Source organism: uncultured Roseibium sp., from assembly GCF_963675095.2.
Classification (GTDB): domain Bacteria; phylum Pseudomonadota; class Alphaproteobacteria; order Rhizobiales; family Stappiaceae; genus Roseibium.
The window spans coordinates 52,823-69,542 of the sequence record NZ_CAXXSJ010000069.1; the positions used below are offsets into that span (position 1 = coordinate 52,823).

Consider the following 16,720-nt stretch of genomic DNA (forward strand, 5'->3'; position numbering starts at 1 on the left):
TCACACGCCTCCAAAGAGGGTCCGTGCCGAAGCAACGATCTTGTCGACCTGCGGGATTGCGGCCTGTTCCAGGTGATGGGCGTAAGGGATCGGAACTTCCGCACTGCAGACACGGGCGAGCGGCGCATCGAGGTCGTAGAAGGCTTTCTCGGCGATCTGCATGCCGATCTCGGCGGAAAGGCTGCCGGTCTGCCAGCCCTCGTCGACGATCAATGCGCGATGGGTCTTGCCGACCGAGGCCAGGATCGTCTCCATGTCGAGCGGGCGCAGGGATCTGAGATCGATCACCTCGGCGTCGATACCGGCCTTCGCCAATTCCTCCGCGGCTTCCAGGGTCTTGAACAGCGAGCCGCCATAGGTGATGAGCGTGACGTCGCCCCCTTCCCTGCGCACCGCCGCCTTATCGATATCGACCGGCCCGGCATTGGCAGCAAGCTCGCCTTCCCTATTGTAGAGCATGACGTTTTCGAAGATCAGCACCGGGTCCGGATCTTCCAGCGCGGTCCAGAGCATGCCGCGGGCGTCTTCCAGCGTCGCCGGCGCCAGGACGCGGATTCCCGGGATATGGGCGTACCAGCCTTCCAATGAATGGGAATGCTGGGCGGCGAGCTGTTTGCCGGCCCCTGTTGCCATGCGGATGACGACCGGCACGCCAAACTGGTTGTCGGACATGTGGCGGAAGGTCGCCGCCGTGTTCAGGATCTGATCGATGGCAAGCAGCGAGAAATTGACCGTCATCACCTCGACGATCGGACGCATGCCGGCAATCGCCGCCCCGATCCCCGCGCCCGTAAACCCGGATTCCGACAAGGGCGTGTCGCGAATCCGCTCCGGTCCGTACTCGTCGAATAATCCCTTACTGACCGCATAGCAGCCGCCGTATGCGCCGACATCCTCGCCCATCAGGAACACCCGGTCGTCCCGCTTCAAGGCTTCCGAAATCGACGCTTTCACCGCCTCGCGATAAGTGATGGTGATGGTCTCGCCCGATGGCTCAGCCACCGTTGGCGGCTCGGGTCGTTCCGGCGCCATGACATATCTGGTCAGATCCTCGACCGGCTCCAATGTTCCGGCCTCCGAAAAGGCCACCGCCGCGTCGATTTCGGCGGCAACCTCCGCCTCGATCTGCTCCAGATCGGACGCATGCAGCATGCCCGTCTGTTCCAGCCAGCTCTGGAACCGGAGGATCGGCCCCTTCTTGCGCCAGTCCTCGACCTCACTTTTTTCGCGGTAAAGCTGGGCATCGAACATGGAATGGGCACGGAAACGGTAGGTCCGGCATTCCAGGAAAAACGGTTTTCCCGTTTCGCGTATCGCCGCCAAGGCGCGACGGGCCGCCGCCTCGACGGCGACGATATCCATGCCGTCGACGACTTCACTTTGGACCGCGTAGCTTGCGGCCTTGGCATGAATGTCGGTTTCGGATTCTGTCCGGGGCAGTGCGGAGCCCATGGCATAGCCGTTGTTTTCGCAGACGAACAGAACCGGCAGCTTCCACAGGGAGGCAAGGTTCATGCTTTCATGGAACTCGCCCTCGGCAACCGCGCCCTCACCGAAGAAACAGGCGGTCACCCGGTCCTCGTTCCGCATCCTGTCGGCAAGGCCCAGGCCAACGGCGAGCGGCAGACCGCCGCCGACAATGGCATTGCCACCGTAGAAATTGGCTGCAGAGCTGAAGAGATGCATCGAGCCGCCCCGCCCCCCGGAACAGCCTTCGGCCTTGCCGTACATCTCGGCCAGGACCTCTTTCATCGACAGACCGCGCACGAGAGCGTGCCCGTGCTCGCGGTAGGTGGCAACCAGCCGGTCCTTCTCCGTCAGCACAGGAATGACGCCGGCCGCAATTGCTTCCTCGCCGTCGTAAAGATGCAGGAAGCCGCGGATCTTTTCGCGGGTATAGAGTTCGGCGCATTTGTCCTCGAAACGCCGGATGCGGATCATGGCCTTGAGCAGATCGAGGGCGTGCTCGCGAGTCAGGTGCGGTTTCAGGTCTTTTTTCAGACCTGATGTCGGGCCGGAATCAATCATTTTTCATCGCTCTCCAATGTGGAGATATCGCCTTCGGGAAGGCCTAGCTCGCGGGCCTTCAAAAGCCTGCGCATGATCTTGCCGCTGCGGGTCTTGGGCAGATTGGCGCGGAAAGCGATTTCCTTTGGCGCGACAGCCGGACCGAGCCGTTTGCGCGCATGGCCGATCAGGTCCAGACGCAGGTCATCGCTTTCTTCAAACCCCGGTTTCAGGGCCACATAGGCCTTGACGATTTCGCCCGCGGTTTCATCCGGAATGCCGATCACGCCGACCTCGGCGACGGCTTCATGTTCCATCAGCGCGCTCTCGACCTCGAACGGGCCGATCAGATGGCCGGAGCTCTTGATGACATCATCGGCGCGGCCGACGAACCAGAAATAGCCGTCCGTATCGCGCATGGCGAGGTCGCCGGTCAGGTACCAGCCGCCGACAAAGCATTTGTCGTAACGGGCCTGCTCATGGAGATAGGCGCGCATCATTGACGGCCAGCCGGGTTTCAGTGCCAGTTCGCCGATCACCATCGTATCGTCGACCGCCTTCACTCCACCGTCCTGCCGGGCGACAATGCCGGCATCGATCCCGGGCAAAGGCTTGCCCATTGAGCCCGGCTTGACGTCCATGGACGCGTAATTGGCGATCATGATGCCACCGGTCTCCGTCTGCCACCAGTTGTCGTGAAACGGCATGCCGAAGACCTCGTTGCTCCAAACGACGGCTTCCGGATTGAGTGGCTCGCCGACACTCGCCATGAAGCGGATCTGGGAGAGATCGCGCACCTGCGCCATCTCCGCGCCCGCCTTCATCAGCATGCGGATCGCGGTCGGCGCCGTGTACCAGACCGTGACCTTCTCCTCTTCCAGGATCCGGTACCAGCGTTCAACGTCGAATTCCGCCTGATCGACGATCATGGTGGCGCCGATCGTCAAAGGCGCGATGATGCCGTAGGAGGCGCCTGTCACCCAGCCGGGGTCGGCGGTGCACCAGAAGGTGTCTTCCGGCCGAAGGTCCAGGGCGATCCGGCCGGTCGTCTTGTGGGCTACGACCGCGCCGTGGACATGGACGGCGCCCTTGGGCTTTCCGGTGGTGCCGCTGGTGAAATGGAGGAGCGCCATGTCCTCCGGATCCATCGGTTCGACCGGAAAATCCGGCGACGCATCCTTCATCAGGTCAGCTAAATTGCGGGTGCCTTCGATGCTGCCGTCGCCATCGATCAGCAGCACGTGCTTCAGTTCCGGCAGGCGGTCGCGGATACCGGCGACCTTGCGCCGATAAAGCGCCTTGGTGGTGACCAGGACCTTGCCGCCGCCGATCTCCATGCGCGAATGGATCGGCTCCGGGCCAAAGGCGGAAAACATCGGGCAGAACACACTGCCGGCTTTAAGCGTTCCAAGAGCCGTGATGTAGAGTTCGGGTACACGGCCCAGCAGCGAGTAAACCCGTTCGCCCTTTTCCACGCCAATGGTTCTCAGAACATTGGCGAAGCGGGCAGTCTGCCCGATCAGGTCCCGATAGCTGAAATCGGTCGGTTCGCCATCCTTGGAAATCCAGCGCAAGGCGGTTTTGTCCGCATTGCCGTTCGTGAGATGCCGGTCGAGCGCTTCATGGGCGATATTAAGCTTGCCGCCCGGCAGTCCGTCGAGCGTCGCGCGTACAGCCTCCCAACTGAAGGATGCCCGTTCCTTGTCGTAATCCGGCATATTCGCCCTGGCGGCATATGCGGAATCCTTGCGGATAATCTCGCGAGCCATTTCCTCCCGGCCCTTTCCTGCAAGTTGCAGATTGTTATCCGGAAAGCGTAACGGGAGAAATTGTCTGCCGAAATGACGTGGATCAATGGTTTGCCGGGCCATCTTTCCGGCGCCTACCTTATCTCATCCGGCAGAAAGCCCTACAACGTGTATTGGCGGGCGTGGCTTTTAAGCCGGGTGAACCCCATAGACAGATGCGCCCTGCGGATATGACCGGCAGCTTCCGTATCACCAAGCCGCACGGCATCGGTGATCGCGTTGATTTCGCCTGCGAAAATGGCGACCTCCTCGGCGAAGTCCATCATGGGGATCATTTTCAGCCAGATCCGGCAGGTTTGGTAAAACAGCCGCTCGGAGACTTCCACCAGCGGCTGATTGTCGGTCAGCCGCATGAAGGCATGAAAGAAATCGATGTTCAGTCTGGCGAACACCTTCATGTCCGGCGCAGCCTGCAACTCTTCGGCCCGTTTCCTGAGCTCCTCGAACAGTGCCAGCGTCGCCTCGTCGGGATGTTTCGGCGACAACCGTCCGACCAGTTCGTTGAGTTCCATCCGCAGCTGGTAAACCTGGGTCAGCCCTTCGAGATCGACGTCGGTCACGATAGTCCCGACGCCTTGAACCGACTGCAGCAAACCGTCCGCTTCCAGGATCTTGAGCGCCTTGCGCAAGGGGCTGCGGCTAATTCCGAACTCGGCAGCGAGCGCTTCTTCGCTGAGCCGCATACCGGGCGGATAATCCGACATGCTGATGCGTTCGCGCAGCGTGCCGTACAGGATCTCGAACCGTTCCTGGGCGCCATTAGCGTTTTCAAGCCTGGCCGCCAGTTCATCGGACGATGTCATGGCCGCTGTTCCAGGGCTGACGACAGGCCGGACAACATGTCGAGACTGGACTGGAGCTGGCTAACGCTGACATATTCGTCGGGCTGATGGGCCTGGGCGATCGAGCCTGGACCACAAACGACGACGGACATGCCGAGCGACTGGAACAGCCCGGCTTCGGTTCCGAACGCCACCACGTCGCACAGGTCGGATCCGGTCAGCTTGCAGACGATGTCCCGGGCCTCATTGTCCGACATGACCTCAAGCCCTGCCACTTCGCCGATGATTTCGGTGACAATACGAGCATCCGCGGAGACCACCTGCATCTCCGGCAACAGTTGCGTCCGGCAGTACTCTTCAAGCGCCTCCTTGATCAGTGTGGCATCGGCCTGCTGCACCGGCCGCATTTCCCATTCCACGGAACAGTTGCGCGCGATGACATTACGGGCCTTTCCGCCCTCGATCCGCCCGACCTGAACGGTCGTCCAGGGTGGCTGATAGCGCTCGTTGGAAAATTTCGCGCCCGCCTTCACCGTTTCACCCAGTTCCATGAGCCGCGTCATGAAACGCACGGCGTAATGGATGGCATTGACCCCCTTGTCCGGGTCCGAGCCGTGCCCGTCGGTCCCGTGAAAACAGGTGGTATACTCGTAACAGCCCTTGTGACCCTCGATGACCCGCATCGAGGTTGGCTCGCCGATGATGGCAACCGAGGGGCGGATCTCCTGGTTCTTCAGTTCCTCCACCAGATGCCGGGCGCCGAAGCAGCCGGTTTCCTCATCATAGGTCAGGGCCACATGCAGGGGGCGCTGCAGGTTCAGCTCCGCATGGTGTGGGGCCATTGCCAGAACGGTGGCAATGAAACCTTTCATGTCGCAGGTGCCCCTGCCGAAAAGCAGATCGCCCTCCTGGCGCAGCCGGAAGGGATCCGATGTCCAGTCCGATGCATCGGCCGGCACGACGTCGGTATGGCCGGACAGGACGATGCCGTCGGGCGCATCCGGACCGAGGGTGGCGAAAAGATTGGCCTTCTTGCCGGTTTCATCGCGCGAGACCGTCGTGCGGAACCCGTGGTGCTCCAGCAATTCCGAGGCATAGACGATCAGCTCCAGGTTGCTGTCGGAGGACACCGTCGGAAAGGCGATCAGCCGGTCCAGAATTCCGATCGTCTCGTTCATGAGGCTCATGATAGCGCCACCATCAGTCTTTCACGTAGAGCTTGCGCGGCTTGGAGCAGAAACATTCTGCCGGCCCCTTGTCCCTGATCAGAATGCTTTCGGTGATCTCGAGCCCCCAATCGTCCATCCAGAGACCCGGCATAAAATGAAAGGTCATTCCGGGCTCCAGGATCGTTTCGTCCTCGTCCCGGATCGATATCGTGCGCTCACCCCAGTCGGGCGGATAGGACAGGCCGATCGGATACCCGGCTCTGGCTCCGCGCTCGATCCCGGCAGCTTCCAGCGGTTTTGCGAGAGCCCTTGCGATGTCGCCCGCCCTGTTGCCGGCAACGGCAGCCTCAAGCCCGGCTTCCAGACCCTCCACGAGAGCGGCTTCCGCATCCTTCATGAATTGCGGCGGCTTGCCGAGAAAGACGGTCCGGCACAGGGGCGCGTGATAGCGGCGGTGGCAACCGGATATCTCGAAAAATGTCGCCTCACCCTTTTCAAGCAGCCGGCCGTCCCATGTCAGATGCGGCGCGGCGGCATCGGCGCCCGACGGCAATAGCGGTACGATAGCCGGATAATCGCCCCAGGCATCGTCCAGACCGCGGACGGCATCTGCGTAGATTTCGGCAACCACATCCACCTTGCGCACACCCGGTTCGACCCGAGCTAAGATCCCGTCGATGATCTTTTCTGAAATCCGCGCCGCCTTGCGGATATAGACGATTTCCTCTTCCGACTTCACCGTACGCTGCCAGTTCACCAATGCGGTCGCATCAACGAAGGTGGCATCGGGAAGTTCTTCTGTCAGGGTCAGATAGGCCTTCGCGGAGAAGTAATAGTTTTCCAGTTCGACACCGATCCGTTTGCCGGCATAGCCCTTGTCGCGAAGAATGGCGGCAAGGGTTTCCATCGGGTGCAGCTGGCTCGACTGGATGTATTTGTCGGCATATTTGGTGACCCGCTCCGGCGCCATCCATACGGTCCTCAAGGCGCCATTGGCGTCCTGACTCCGGCCCCACCAGATCGGATCTTCGTCGTGGAAGACGATAACGCCCTGGTGCACGTAAAACGACCAACCGTCGTAACCCGTGACCCAGGCCATGTTTGACGGATCTTCTACGAAAAGAACGTCGATATCCCGGCGCGCCATTTCCTTGCGGACCTTGGCAATACGGCGGTCATATTCGGCGGAACTGAACGGCAAATCATTCGCAGGCATGGTCGGGCATCTCCAAAACACCGTTATTGTGCACAACAGTTCTCCTAAAACGCGATTTACGCAAGCATTTTTCACGCAATCTCATTGACCGGCGACATTTTTCTGCGATGTTGTACACAACACGACATCGACCCTGTTCGATACCCGTCTCCAAAAGAGGAAACCCGACGCATGTCCTTGTCGCTGGCCGATGTGTTCGCCGCACAAAAGACAATTGCCGGGCAGGTCGTCCGAACACCTTTGATCCCCTCTCCGTTCCTGTCGGAGAGAGCAGGCGTGCCGTTTCTTCTCAAGATGGAAACCATGCAGCCGACAGGCGCTTTCAAGCTGCGTGGCGCCACCAACGCCATTCTGAATGCGCCCGCAGGCACCAAGGCGGTCACCTGTTGCTCCACCGGCAACCACGGCCGCGGCGTCGCCCATGCCGCGCGGCGGCAGGGGATCAACGCGACCATCTGCATGTCGTCCCTCGTTCCGCAGAACAAGGTCGACCGAATCCGGGCGCTCGGCGCGGACGTCAGGATCGTGGGTACTAGCCAGGACGACGCGATGGCCGAGTGCCTGCGCCTTTGCGATACGGACGGCTTCGTCGACATCTCGCCCTTTGACGATGGCTATGTGATCAGCGGCCAGGGCACCGTCGGCCTGGAGATGCTCCAGGAACAGCCGGATCTGAACATGCTTCTGGTGCCCCTGTCCGGCGGCGGACTGGCCGGAGGTGTGGCGCTCGCGGCAAAGGCCATCAATCCGGATATCCGGGTCATCGGCATTTCCATGGATCGGGGCGCGGCCATGGACGCATCGATCAAAGCCGGGCGGCCGGTGGAGGTCACCGAAGTCGCCAGCCTCGCGGATTCCCTTGGCGGCGGCATCGGCCTGGAAAACAAACTGTCCTTCGATCTGTGCCGAACTTTGCTGGACGAAATCGTGCTGGTAAGCGAAGGCGAAATCTACCAGGCCCTGCAAACGCTCTATTTTGAAGACAGTCACATTGCCGAAGGGGCGAGCGTCGTCGGCATTGCCGCCCTCCTGGCGGACAAGCTGCCGCTCCCGAACGGACCGGTCGCCACGATCATAACCGGCCGCAATGTCGATATGGCCCAATTTACCGACGTGATCACCGGCCGCCCGATCCAACTTGGCGACACCATCGTTGAGGGCAAATCCTATGACGCATGACATGAAAATCCTGACGGAGACGGAATTGCGCCGGGTGATTCATCTGGACCTTTCCGCAATCGACTGTATCGAGAAGGCCTTTGGTCTGCTCTCAACGGATAAGGTCGTGATGCCGCCGGTGCTGTCCATGGCGCTGAAGGACGCCAATGCCGAAGTCGATGTAAAGACGGCCTATGTTCCGGGTTTCGACGGGTTTGCAATTAAGGTCAGTCCCGGCTTCTTCAACAATCCGTCGATCGGCCTGCCGAGCCTCAACGGACTGATGATCCTGTTTTCTGCAAAGACCGGTCTGGTGGAAGCCGTTTTCCTCGACAACGGCTACCTGACCGACGTCCGCACAGCCGCAGCCGGCGCGGTCGCCGCCCGGCACCTGGCGCCCAAGGTGGTCAAGACCGCAGGGGTCATGGGAACCGGCGTGCAAGCGCGGCTCCAATTGCAGGCCGCTCATCTCGTTCGCCCCTTTGAAAAGGCCCTTGTCTGGGGGCGCGATTTGGAAAAAGCGAAAGCGACGGCCTCGGATCTTCAAAAAAACCTCGGTGTTCCGGTGGCTGCGGTCGAAGACCCGGAACAGCTCGTTTCCGAAAGCCAGTTGGTGGTGACGACCACTCCGGCAACCGAGCCGATCCTGTCCGCCGACTGGCTGCACTCGGGCCTGCATATTACCGCCATGGGCTCCGATCAGGACGAAAAGAATGAAATCGATCCGCAGGTCCTTCGGCGCGCAGACCTAGTCGTCTGCGACAGGGTCTCCCAGTGCGAGTTGCTCGGGGAACTCAGAAGCGCTCTTGCCGCGGGCACTATTCAGGATCAAAGTTCCTTCGTTGAACTTGGCGATATCGTCAGCGGAGAGCATGCGGGCCGCCAGGGCGACGATGACATAACCTTCTGCGATCTGACCGGAACAGGGGTTCAGGATACGGCAATTGCCACCTTCGTTCGGAGCCGTCTGCAAGGGACGGATATCGGCACCACCCTTTCGATTTGATCCGTTTTTTAAGGTCAGCACCCGATGCTCAAGTTGGACGACCGGGATCTTCAAATCCTGAAAGTGCTGGCGAATGAGGCCCGCATTTCAAAGGCGGATCTTGCCAAGAAAATCAACCTCAGCCCAAGCCCCTGCTGGAAACGGCTCGAACGGCTCGAAAAGGCCGGCATCATCGAGGGCTATCATGCCCGGATCGCGCTGAAACAGGTCGCGCCCCACGTCACGGTTTTCGTCACCATCGAACTGGAACACCACCGGGCGGAATATTTCCAGAGGTTCGAACAGGCCATTCGCGACCGGGACGAAATAACCGCCTGCTGGGCGATCGGCGGCGGCCTCGATTACCTTTTGCAGATCGTCACGCGGGATATCGACACCTACCAGCGGCTCATCGACGACCTCCTCGACCAGGGGCTCGGGGTGGTGCGCTATTTCACCTATGTCATGACGAAGGCGGTGAAAACCGGAACCGCCCTACCCCTGGACCTGCTCGCTCCTGCGTTTGCGATGGACGCTGTCGAAACCGTCACCGGCGAAATGAAATAATTCTCGGCAACCAAGCGCTTATTCAGTCAGATCGTCTGCAAAGACCCCATAATACGATAAAATCGTCTTCATCCCTGCCTGTAGGCTTTGTTTCAAGCCAGTCAGGGGGAAAGCACAGTGCAGACCGTTGAAGACGCACCTCTTTGCAAATCTCTTTTTGCCCAGATCGGCAATCGCCATCTGATCCGGCAGTTCGGTTATGTGAACGGACGCTGGCTGGAATCCGACACGCGGGTCTGTTTCCCGGTCACCGATCCTGCTGACGGCGCATGGCTTGGCGATGTCGCGAAACTCTCCGCCAGCCAAAGTGCCGACGCGGTGGCGTGTGCCGACCGGGCCTTTGAACCCTGGGCGGCGCTGCTGCCCCAGGAGCGGGCCGCTTATCTGATGAAGTGGCATGACCTGATCCTGGAAAACCGGGAAGACCTTGCCGTCATCATGACCCGGGAACAGGGAAAACCACTGTCTGAATCCCGTGGCGAGATCGACTACGCCGCGTCCTTCGTTTCCTTCTATGCCGAGGAAGCGAAACGGCCGAATATCGAAGGCGTTACCTCTCATCTGCCCGACGCGGAAATGGAAGTGTGGCGCGAGCCGGTCGGCGTCGCGGCGTTGGTGACACCGTGGAATTTCCCTTCCGCGATGATCACCCGGAAGGCTGCAGCAGCGCTTGCTGCCGGCTGCACCGTTCTGGTCCATCCCTCTGCGGAGACCCCGTTTTCCGCCCTTGCGCTTGCCGAGCTAGCCGATCAGGCGGGCCTGCCTCCTGGTGTTTTCAACGTCGTGACCGGTACGGCCTCCGAGATCGTCCCGTCGTGGACCGAAGATCCCCGCGTCCGTGCACTGTCCTTCACCGGGTCCACCGAAGTTGGCCGCCTGCTCTACCGCAACAGTGCAGACACCATCAAACGCCTGGTTCTGGAGCTCGGCGGCCATGCCCCGATGCTGGTGTTTGCCGACGCGGACCTCGATAAAGCCGTCGAACAGGCCGTATCGGCGAAGTTCGCGACCTCAGGACAGGATTGCCTTGCCGCAAACCGGATATTCGTCGAGCGCCCGGTCTATGACGCATTCTGTGCCGCTTTTGCGAAACGGACCGCCGCACTGACGACGGGCCCGGGAATGAACGACAGCGATATTGGTCCCATGATCAACGAACGTGCTGTCGAAAAACAGGAAGCGCATGTTCAGGATGCGCTCGCCCGCGGGGCGAAACTTCTGACCGGTGGCAAACGCCACTCGGCCGGATCCCTGTTTTTCGAACCGACGGTGGTTGCGGACGTTCCCGCCGACGCCCTGATCATGCGGGAAGAAACCTTCGGGCCGGTCGCGGCCATCGCTTCCTTCGAAGGAGAGGAAGAAGCGCTGCGGATTGCGAACGAAACCGAATACGGGCTGATCGCCTATCTGCACACAAAGGATCCGCGCCGGATCTACCGGGCCAGCCGCAGGCTTGCCTATGGCATGGTCGCAGTCAACCGCACCAAGGTGACCGGTGCTCCGATCCCGTTCGGTGGAATGAAACAGTCCGGCCTCGGGCGCGAAGGCGCCCGTTTCGGCATGGAGGCCTTCATGGACGTCAAATACGTCTGCCGCGACTGGGCGTGAACCAGAACCAAACCCGCAAACAAACGTTGATCATGAATGAAAGGAAGACCGATGTTGAAGAATGACAGGCTCGATGAATGGGACAGATCGAGTTTTTTCCATCCTTCAACGCATCTTGCCCAGCACGCGCGCGGTGAGAGCCCGAACAGGATCGTCACCGGCGGCTCCGGCGTCTTTATCGAAGACCGGGACGGAAACCGGCTGCTGGATGCGTTTGCAGGCCTCTACTGCGTGAACGTCGGCTACGGCCGGACGGAAATCGCCGACGCGATTGCCGAACAGGCGCGCGAACTCGCCTATTACCACGCCTATGTCGGCCACGGCACGGAAGCCTCGATCACCCTTGCGAAGATGGTGATGGACAGGGCTCCGAAGCACATGTCCAAGGTCTATTTTGGCCTCGGCGGATCCGATGCCAACGAGACCAACGTAAAGCTGGTCTGGTACTACAACAACATCCTGGGCCGCCCGGAGAAGAAGAAGATCATTTCACGCTGGCGCGGCTATCACGGCTCCGGCCTCATGACCGGTTCGCTGACCGGGCTGGAGCTGTTTCACAAGAAGTTCGACCTGCCGTTGTCCACGGTTCTGCATACCGTCGCTCCCGATTATTTCCGGCGCGAAGACCTCTCCATGTCGGAGAGCGACTTCGTTGCTTATTGCGTGGCCGAGCTGGAAGCTCTGATCGAGCGCGAGGGTGGCGACACCATCGCCGCGTTCATCGGCGAACCGGTTTTGGGAACCGGCGGCATCGTTCCGCCTCCTGCGGGCTACTGGGAAGCAATTCAACCGATTCTGAAAATGCATGACATCCTGCTGATTGCCGATGAGGTGGTCACTGGATTCGGCCGGCTCGGCAGCATGTTCGGCTCCGATCACTACGGCATGGAGCCGGATATCATCACGATCGCCAAGGGCCTCACCTCCGCCTACGCGCCGCTATCCGGGTCCATTGTGTCCGACAAGGTCTGGACCGTCCTGGAAAATGGCACGGATGAATTCGGCCCGATCGGCCATGGCTGGACCTATTCGGCCCATCCGATCGGAGCAGCCGCCGGTGTCGCGAATCTCGAACTGATCGACAAGCTCGGGCTGGTCGGAAACGCGGCAAAGGCAGGCGCCTATTTCAAGGCCGCGCTCACAGACACGTTCAAGGATCATGCTCATATCGGCGATATCCGCGGTGAAGGTCTGATGTGTGCACTTGAATTCGTCGAGAACCGGGCCGGCAGGACTTATTTCGATCCGGCCAAAAAGGTCGGTCCGCAAATCTCGGCAGCGTTGCTGGCGCAAGGCGTCATCGGTCGGGCCATGCCGCAGGGCGACATTCTGGGCTTCGCCCCGCCGTTGTGCATCAGCGAAAGCGAACTCGATCAGGTCGTCGACGCGACCAGGCAGGCCGTGGCGTCGGTTTTGAAATAACGAAGGGTACAAGGGCCGGCCCCTGGCCGGCCTGACCCGCCCTCGAATGTCGTGAAGTCCACAACGGAAGTAGCCGGCTGAACCAGTCGCCGACCGCCTTCCGGATAACAATTTTCAGTCGGAAACCGGCCCCGCCGTTCCGGCCTTTTTGCGTTGAACAAATTTTTCCCTGAAAATGCCCTTGAGCTAAATTTTGCAGCACCTAAGGGCAAAAATTACTCACTTTTTTCCTCCATCCCCCTTCCCTTCTCGCACAGATTTTGTTTTTCTTTCGGAGACTTAACCGAGCGGCATCAACAGACACCCATCAAGGGTGCGGGTACCGGACGGTTTTGAAGACAGAAGAATTAAAAGTCAGAACTTGGGGACAGCATGGCGGATAACCGGGGCGCGGCAGTACGCTACGAAAACGTCCAGAAGAGCTACGACGGGGAATCTCTGGTCGTTAAGAATCTTAATCTGGACATTCCACCGGGCGAGTTTCTTACGATGCTCGGACCCTCCGGATCGGGAAAGACGACCTGCCTGATGATGCTGGCAGGTTTCGAGCCAGCAACCCACGGCGAAATTTTCCTGAACGATCGACCGATCAACAACGTTCCGCCGCACAAGCGCGGGATCGGAATGGTCTTTCAGAATTACGCTCTTTTCCCGCACATGAGCGTAGCCGAGAACCTGGCATTCCCGCTCCAGGTGCGGAAGATGGGCAAGGCAGAGCAACAGGAAAAGGTCAAACGGGCCCTCGAAATGGTAGAGCTCGGTGACTTCGGCAATCGACGCCCGGCCCAATTGTCCGGGGGCCAGCAGCAACGTGTGGCCGTTGCCCGCGCTCTGGTGTTCGATCCCGAGCTCGTCCTCATGGATGAACCCCTCGGGGCGCTCGACAAGCAGCTGCGCGAGCAGATGCAATACGAGATCAAACACATCCATGAAAACCTCGGCGTAACGGTCGTCTACGTGACCCACGACCAGACCGAAGCGCTGACCATGTCCGACCGGGTTGCTGTGTTCAATGACGGCATCATCCAGCAGCTGTCGACCCCGGATTCGCTTTACGAAGATCCGCAAAACTCGTTCGTTGCCCAGTTCATCGGCGAGAATAACAAGCTGAACGGCAAGGTCGTCGAAGTGAACGGCAGCCAATGCCTGGTGGAACTCGGCGACGGCACGCGGCTGAAGGCCGACAAGGTCAACGTCAGCGGCGTGGGCGACAAGACCACTTTGTCGTTGCGTCCGGAACGCGTCGAGTTCGATCCAAGCGACCAGATGGACAATCTGGTCAAGGGCCGTATCGAGGAACTGATCTATCTCGGCGACCACATCCGCGTGCGCATGAATGTCGCCGGGAACGACGAGTTTATCGTCAAGGTGAGGAACCGGGGCGAAAAGCGCAAGCTCGATACCGGAGACATGGTTCAGATCGGCTGGGCGCTCAACGACTGCAAGGCACTCGACGCAGTCGGATAAGATCACTGGCGGCGCACGCCACGTGCCCGCCCGGGTGAGAAGACGGGAATTCCCGTTCATAACCAGAAAGAGGGAGCTATATCTATGAAGCTCAAATCAGCAATTCTTGCAGGGACTGCACTGGCCCTGTTCAGCACCGCCGCCGTGGCAGAAGACATGACGCTTGTGTCCTGGGGTGGTGCATACCAGGCGTCCCAGAAGGCCGCCTACACCGATCCGTATGTGAAGATGCATCCGGACGTTAACGTGATCTGGGACGAATCCTCCGCGGAAGCCGTGGCCAAGCTGCGCGCCATGAACGAAGCCGGCAACGTCACCTGGGACCTCGTTGACGTCGTGGCATCCGACGCTATCCGTCTTTGCGACGAAGGCCTGGCCCTGCCGATCGATCCGGACAAGGATCTGGCCGCAGCTCCGGACGGCTCGTCCGCTGCTGATGACTTCGGCGATCTTCTGGTTTCGGAGTGCTTCATTCCGCAGATCGTTTACTCCACCACCTTCGGCTACCGCACCGACGTTGACGAATGGGGCGGCAAGACGCCGGACGACATCTGCGACGTGTTCGACCTGGAAGCCTTCCCCGGCAAGCGGTCTCTCGAAAAGCGCCCGATCAACAACATGGAATGGGCTCTTCTCTGCGACGGCGTCGCGAAGGACGAAGTCTACGACGTTCTGGAAACCGAAGAAGGTCAGGCCCGCGCCTTTGCGAAGCTCGATACCATCAAGGACCAGGTCGTTTGGTGGTCTGCCGGTGCTGAAACGCCGCAGCTTCTCGCCGACAAGGAAGTCGTGATCGGTTCCACCTACAACGGCCGCCTGTTCTCGCTGATCGAAGAACAGAAGCAGCCGGTTGCCATGCTCTGGGACGCGCAGGTGTTCGATCTGGATGGCTGGATCATCCCGACCGGTCTGCCGGAAGACCGCCTTGCCGCTGTGAAGGAGTTCGTCAAGTTCGCGACCGACACGCAGCGTCTTGCCGACCAGGCCAAGTACATTTCCTACGGCCCGGCTCGTAAGTCCTCCGCTCCGCTGGTTGGCAAACACGCTGACCTGGGCATCGACATGGCTCCGCACATGCCGACCGACCCGGCAAACGCCAAGAACACCTTCCTCTATAACTACGAGTGGTGGGCTGACTACCGGGACGACATCGACGCCAAGTTCCAGGCTTGGCTGGCTAAGTAAGCCGTTCCCTGACACAGGACGGGGCCAACCGGGCCCCGTCCACCCCTCCGATTGAAAAAACCGGGACCGGTAGTCCAATGAGCGAAGCCAGCGATACAGTTCTGACGACAAAGGACGGACGTCCTTTGAAGGCAAGCCTTCGAAAGGCCCTGCGCCGCGAGAAATTGCGGGCATTCCTACTGATCGCACCACTGCTGGTGTTCGTCATTGTCACCTTCGTAGCGCCCATCGTGGACATGCTGCTTCGCTCCGTCGAAAACAGCATCGTGGAAGAAACGCTGCCTGAAACGGTCCAGGCACTGGCGAGTTGGGACCCGACGTCTGGGCAACTCCCGGACGAAGCGGTGTATGCGGCGCTGGCCGACGACCTCAAGGTTGCGGTGAAGGAAAAAACCCATACCCGGCTCGGGTCACGGCTGAACTACGAAGAAACGGGCATGTCCAGCCTGTTCCGCAAGACCGGCCGCAACGTCAAGAAAATGAAGGAAGGGCCCTACAAGGAGCAATTCCTGAAGGTCGACAAGGACTGGGGTGACCTCGCGGTCTGGCAGACGCTGAAACGGTTCTCGCCGCCTTATACGCCCGGCTACTACCTCGCGGCCGTCGATGCGCAGCAGACCCCGGACGGTATCCAGATGAAGCCGGAAGACGAGCGGGTTTACCTGCTGCTGTTCGGCCGGACGTTGTTCCTGTCGATCATGATCACGGTTTCCTGCCTCCTGCTTGGCTACCCGATTGCCTTCCTGCTGGCGGCCTTGCCGCTCAGAACCTCGAACCTCCTGATGATCCTCGTTCTCCTGCCTTTCTGGACGTCGCTGTTGGTGCGCACGTCCGCCTGGAAGGTGTTGTTGCAGCAACAAGGGGTCATCAACGATTTCCTCGTCTGGGTCGGCGTCGTGGGCGACGCGAACCGGCTGGTCATGATCAACAACCAGACCGGCACGATCATCGCCATGACCCATATCCTGCTGCCGTTCATGATCCTTCCGCTCTACTCGGTGATGAAGACAATTTCTCCGTCTTACGTACGCGCCGCAAAGAGCCTCGGCGCGACCGATTGGACCGCCTTCTGGCGGGTCTATTTCCCGCAATCGGTGCCCGGGATCGGCGCCGGTGCCGTGCTCGTGTTCATTCTCGCGATCGGGTACTACATCACGCCGGAACTCGTCGGCGGAACCAGCGGTATCTTCATCTCCAACCGGATCGCCTATCACATCTCCAGTTCGCTGAACTGGGGTCTCGGGGCGGCGCTCGGAACGATGCTGCTTGCCGCGGTTCTCATCCTGTTCATCGTCTACGACAAGATCGTGGGCATCGATAACGTGAAGCTCGGATAGGAGGCAGAC

Annotated in this window: 13 protein-coding genes; 8 read left to right on the top strand and 5 right to left on the bottom strand. The window is 60.1% G+C overall.

Annotated features, from left to right (window positions below; genetic code table 11):
• From pdhA to ABIN98_RS26690, 5 genes are all read right to left on the bottom strand, one after another.
• The gene (gene pdhA / locus ABIN98_RS26670) at positions 1 to 2,028 is read right to left on the bottom strand and encodes a pyruvate dehydrogenase (acetyl-transferring) E1 component subunit alpha (protein WP_346914904.1); all 2,028 of its coding nucleotides are present in this window, start codon (positions 2,026 to 2,028) and stop codon (positions 1 to 3) included.
• Positions 2,025 to 3,776, bottom strand: a complete 1,752-nt coding sequence (gene acsA, locus ABIN98_RS26675; RefSeq protein WP_346914906.1) for an acetate--CoA ligase — start codon at positions 3,774 to 3,776, stop codon at positions 2,025 to 2,027. The genes pdhA and acsA overlap by 4 nt, the downstream gene beginning before the upstream one ends.
• Positions 3,777 to 3,916: 140 nt before the next feature.
• Entirely contained in the window at positions 3,917 to 4,618 is a 702-nt protein-coding gene (locus ABIN98_RS26680; protein WP_346914908.1) for a GntR family transcriptional regulator, read from the bottom strand.
• Positions 4,615 to 5,784 carry an acetylornithine deacetylase gene (gene argE, locus ABIN98_RS26685; RefSeq protein ID WP_346914910.1) on the bottom strand — a complete coding sequence of 390 codons (1,170 nt, stop codon included), beginning with the start codon at positions 5,782 to 5,784 and terminating at the stop codon, positions 4,615 to 4,617. Before argE ends, ABIN98_RS26680 begins: the two co-directional genes overlap by 4 nt.
• A gap of 13 nt (positions 5,785 to 5,797) precedes the next feature.
• Positions 5,798 to 6,982: a M24 family metallopeptidase gene (locus ABIN98_RS26690; protein WP_346914912.1), complete on the bottom strand. Its 1,185-nt coding sequence runs from the start codon at positions 6,980 to 6,982 to the stop codon at positions 5,798 to 5,800.
• Between the two features lie 171 nt (positions 6,983 to 7,153).
• On the opposite strand from ABIN98_RS26690, the gene eutB reads away from it, so the two are divergent.
• From eutB to ABIN98_RS26730, 8 genes are all read left to right on the top strand, one after another.
• Positions 7,154 to 8,161 (top strand): hydroxyectoine utilization dehydratase EutB, encoded by a 1,008-nt coding sequence (eutB, locus tag ABIN98_RS26695; protein ID WP_346914914.1) that lies wholly within the window; start codon positions 7,154 to 7,156, stop codon positions 8,159 to 8,161.
• A complete protein-coding gene (locus tag ABIN98_RS26700) occupies positions 8,151 to 9,146 on the top strand; it encodes a cyclodeaminase (protein WP_346914916.1) in 996 nt (331 codons plus the stop codon). The genes eutB and ABIN98_RS26700 overlap by 11 nt, the downstream gene beginning before the upstream one ends.
• A gap of 24 nt (positions 9,147 to 9,170) precedes the next feature.
• Positions 9,171 to 9,692 carry an Lrp/AsnC family transcriptional regulator gene (locus tag ABIN98_RS26705; RefSeq protein ID WP_346914918.1) on the top strand — a complete coding sequence of 174 codons (522 nt, stop codon included), beginning with the start codon at positions 9,171 to 9,173 and terminating at the stop codon, positions 9,690 to 9,692.
• Positions 9,693 to 9,809: 117 nt separating this feature from the next.
• The gene (locus ABIN98_RS26710) at positions 9,810 to 11,300 is read left to right on the top strand and encodes an NAD-dependent succinate-semialdehyde dehydrogenase (RefSeq protein ID WP_346914920.1); all 1,491 of its coding nucleotides are present in this window, start codon (positions 9,810 to 9,812) and stop codon (positions 11,298 to 11,300) included.
• Between the two features lie 51 nt (positions 11,301 to 11,351).
• The gene (locus ABIN98_RS26715) at positions 11,352 to 12,722 is read left to right on the top strand and encodes an aspartate aminotransferase family protein (RefSeq protein WP_346914922.1); all 1,371 of its coding nucleotides are present in this window, start codon (positions 11,352 to 11,354) and stop codon (positions 12,720 to 12,722) included.
• A 372-nt stretch (positions 12,723 to 13,094) separates the two neighbouring features.
• Entirely contained in the window at positions 13,095 to 14,189 is a 1,095-nt protein-coding gene (locus tag ABIN98_RS26720; protein ID WP_346914924.1) for an ABC transporter ATP-binding protein, read from the top strand.
• Positions 14,190 to 14,273: 84 nt separating this feature from the next.
• Complete coding sequence (locus tag ABIN98_RS26725) at positions 14,274 to 15,374, top strand: extracellular solute-binding protein (protein WP_346914926.1); 1,101 nt, start codon at positions 14,274 to 14,276, stop codon at positions 15,372 to 15,374.
• A 77-nt stretch (positions 15,375 to 15,451) separates the two neighbouring features.
• Complete coding sequence (locus ABIN98_RS26730; RefSeq protein WP_346914928.1) at positions 15,452 to 16,711, top strand: ABC transporter permease; 1,260 nt, start codon at positions 15,452 to 15,454, stop codon at positions 16,709 to 16,711.
• The last annotated feature ends 9 nt before the right edge of the window (positions 16,712 to 16,720 follow it).

Excerpts from the sequence above, each read along its gene's own strand:
- pdhA (WP_346914904.1), bottom strand. The coding sequence starts at position 2,028 with ATGATTGATTCCGGCCCGACATCAGGTCTGAAAAAAGACCTGAAACCG.
- acsA (WP_346914906.1), bottom strand. The coding sequence starts at position 3,776 with ATGGCTCGCGAGATTATCCGCAAGGATTCCGCATATGCCGCCAGGGCG.
- ABIN98_RS26680 (WP_346914908.1), bottom strand. The coding sequence starts at position 4,618 with ATGACATCGTCCGATGAACTGGCGGCCAGGCTTGAAAACGCTAATGGC.
- argE (WP_346914910.1), bottom strand. The coding sequence starts at position 5,784 with ATGAGCCTCATGAACGAGACGATCGGAATTCTGGACCGGCTGATCGCC.
- ABIN98_RS26690 (WP_346914912.1), bottom strand. The coding sequence starts at position 6,982 with ATGCCTGCGAATGATTTGCCGTTCAGTTCCGCCGAATATGACCGCCGT.
- eutB (WP_346914914.1), top strand. The coding sequence starts at position 7,154 with ATGTCCTTGTCGCTGGCCGATGTGTTCGCCGCACAAAAGACAATTGCC.
- ABIN98_RS26700 (WP_346914916.1), top strand. The coding sequence starts at position 8,151 with ATGACGCATGACATGAAAATCCTGACGGAGACGGAATTGCGCCGGGTG.
- ABIN98_RS26705 (WP_346914918.1), top strand. The coding sequence starts at position 9,171 with ATGCTCAAGTTGGACGACCGGGATCTTCAAATCCTGAAAGTGCTGGCG.
- ABIN98_RS26715 (WP_346914922.1), top strand. The coding sequence starts at position 11,352 with ATGTTGAAGAATGACAGGCTCGATGAATGGGACAGATCGAGTTTTTTC.
- ABIN98_RS26720 (WP_346914924.1), top strand. The coding sequence starts at position 13,095 with ATGGCGGATAACCGGGGCGCGGCAGTACGCTACGAAAACGTCCAGAAG.
- ABIN98_RS26725 (WP_346914926.1), top strand. The coding sequence starts at position 14,274 with ATGAAGCTCAAATCAGCAATTCTTGCAGGGACTGCACTGGCCCTGTTC.
- ABIN98_RS26730 (WP_346914928.1), top strand. The coding sequence starts at position 15,452 with ATGAGCGAAGCCAGCGATACAGTTCTGACGACAAAGGACGGACGTCCT.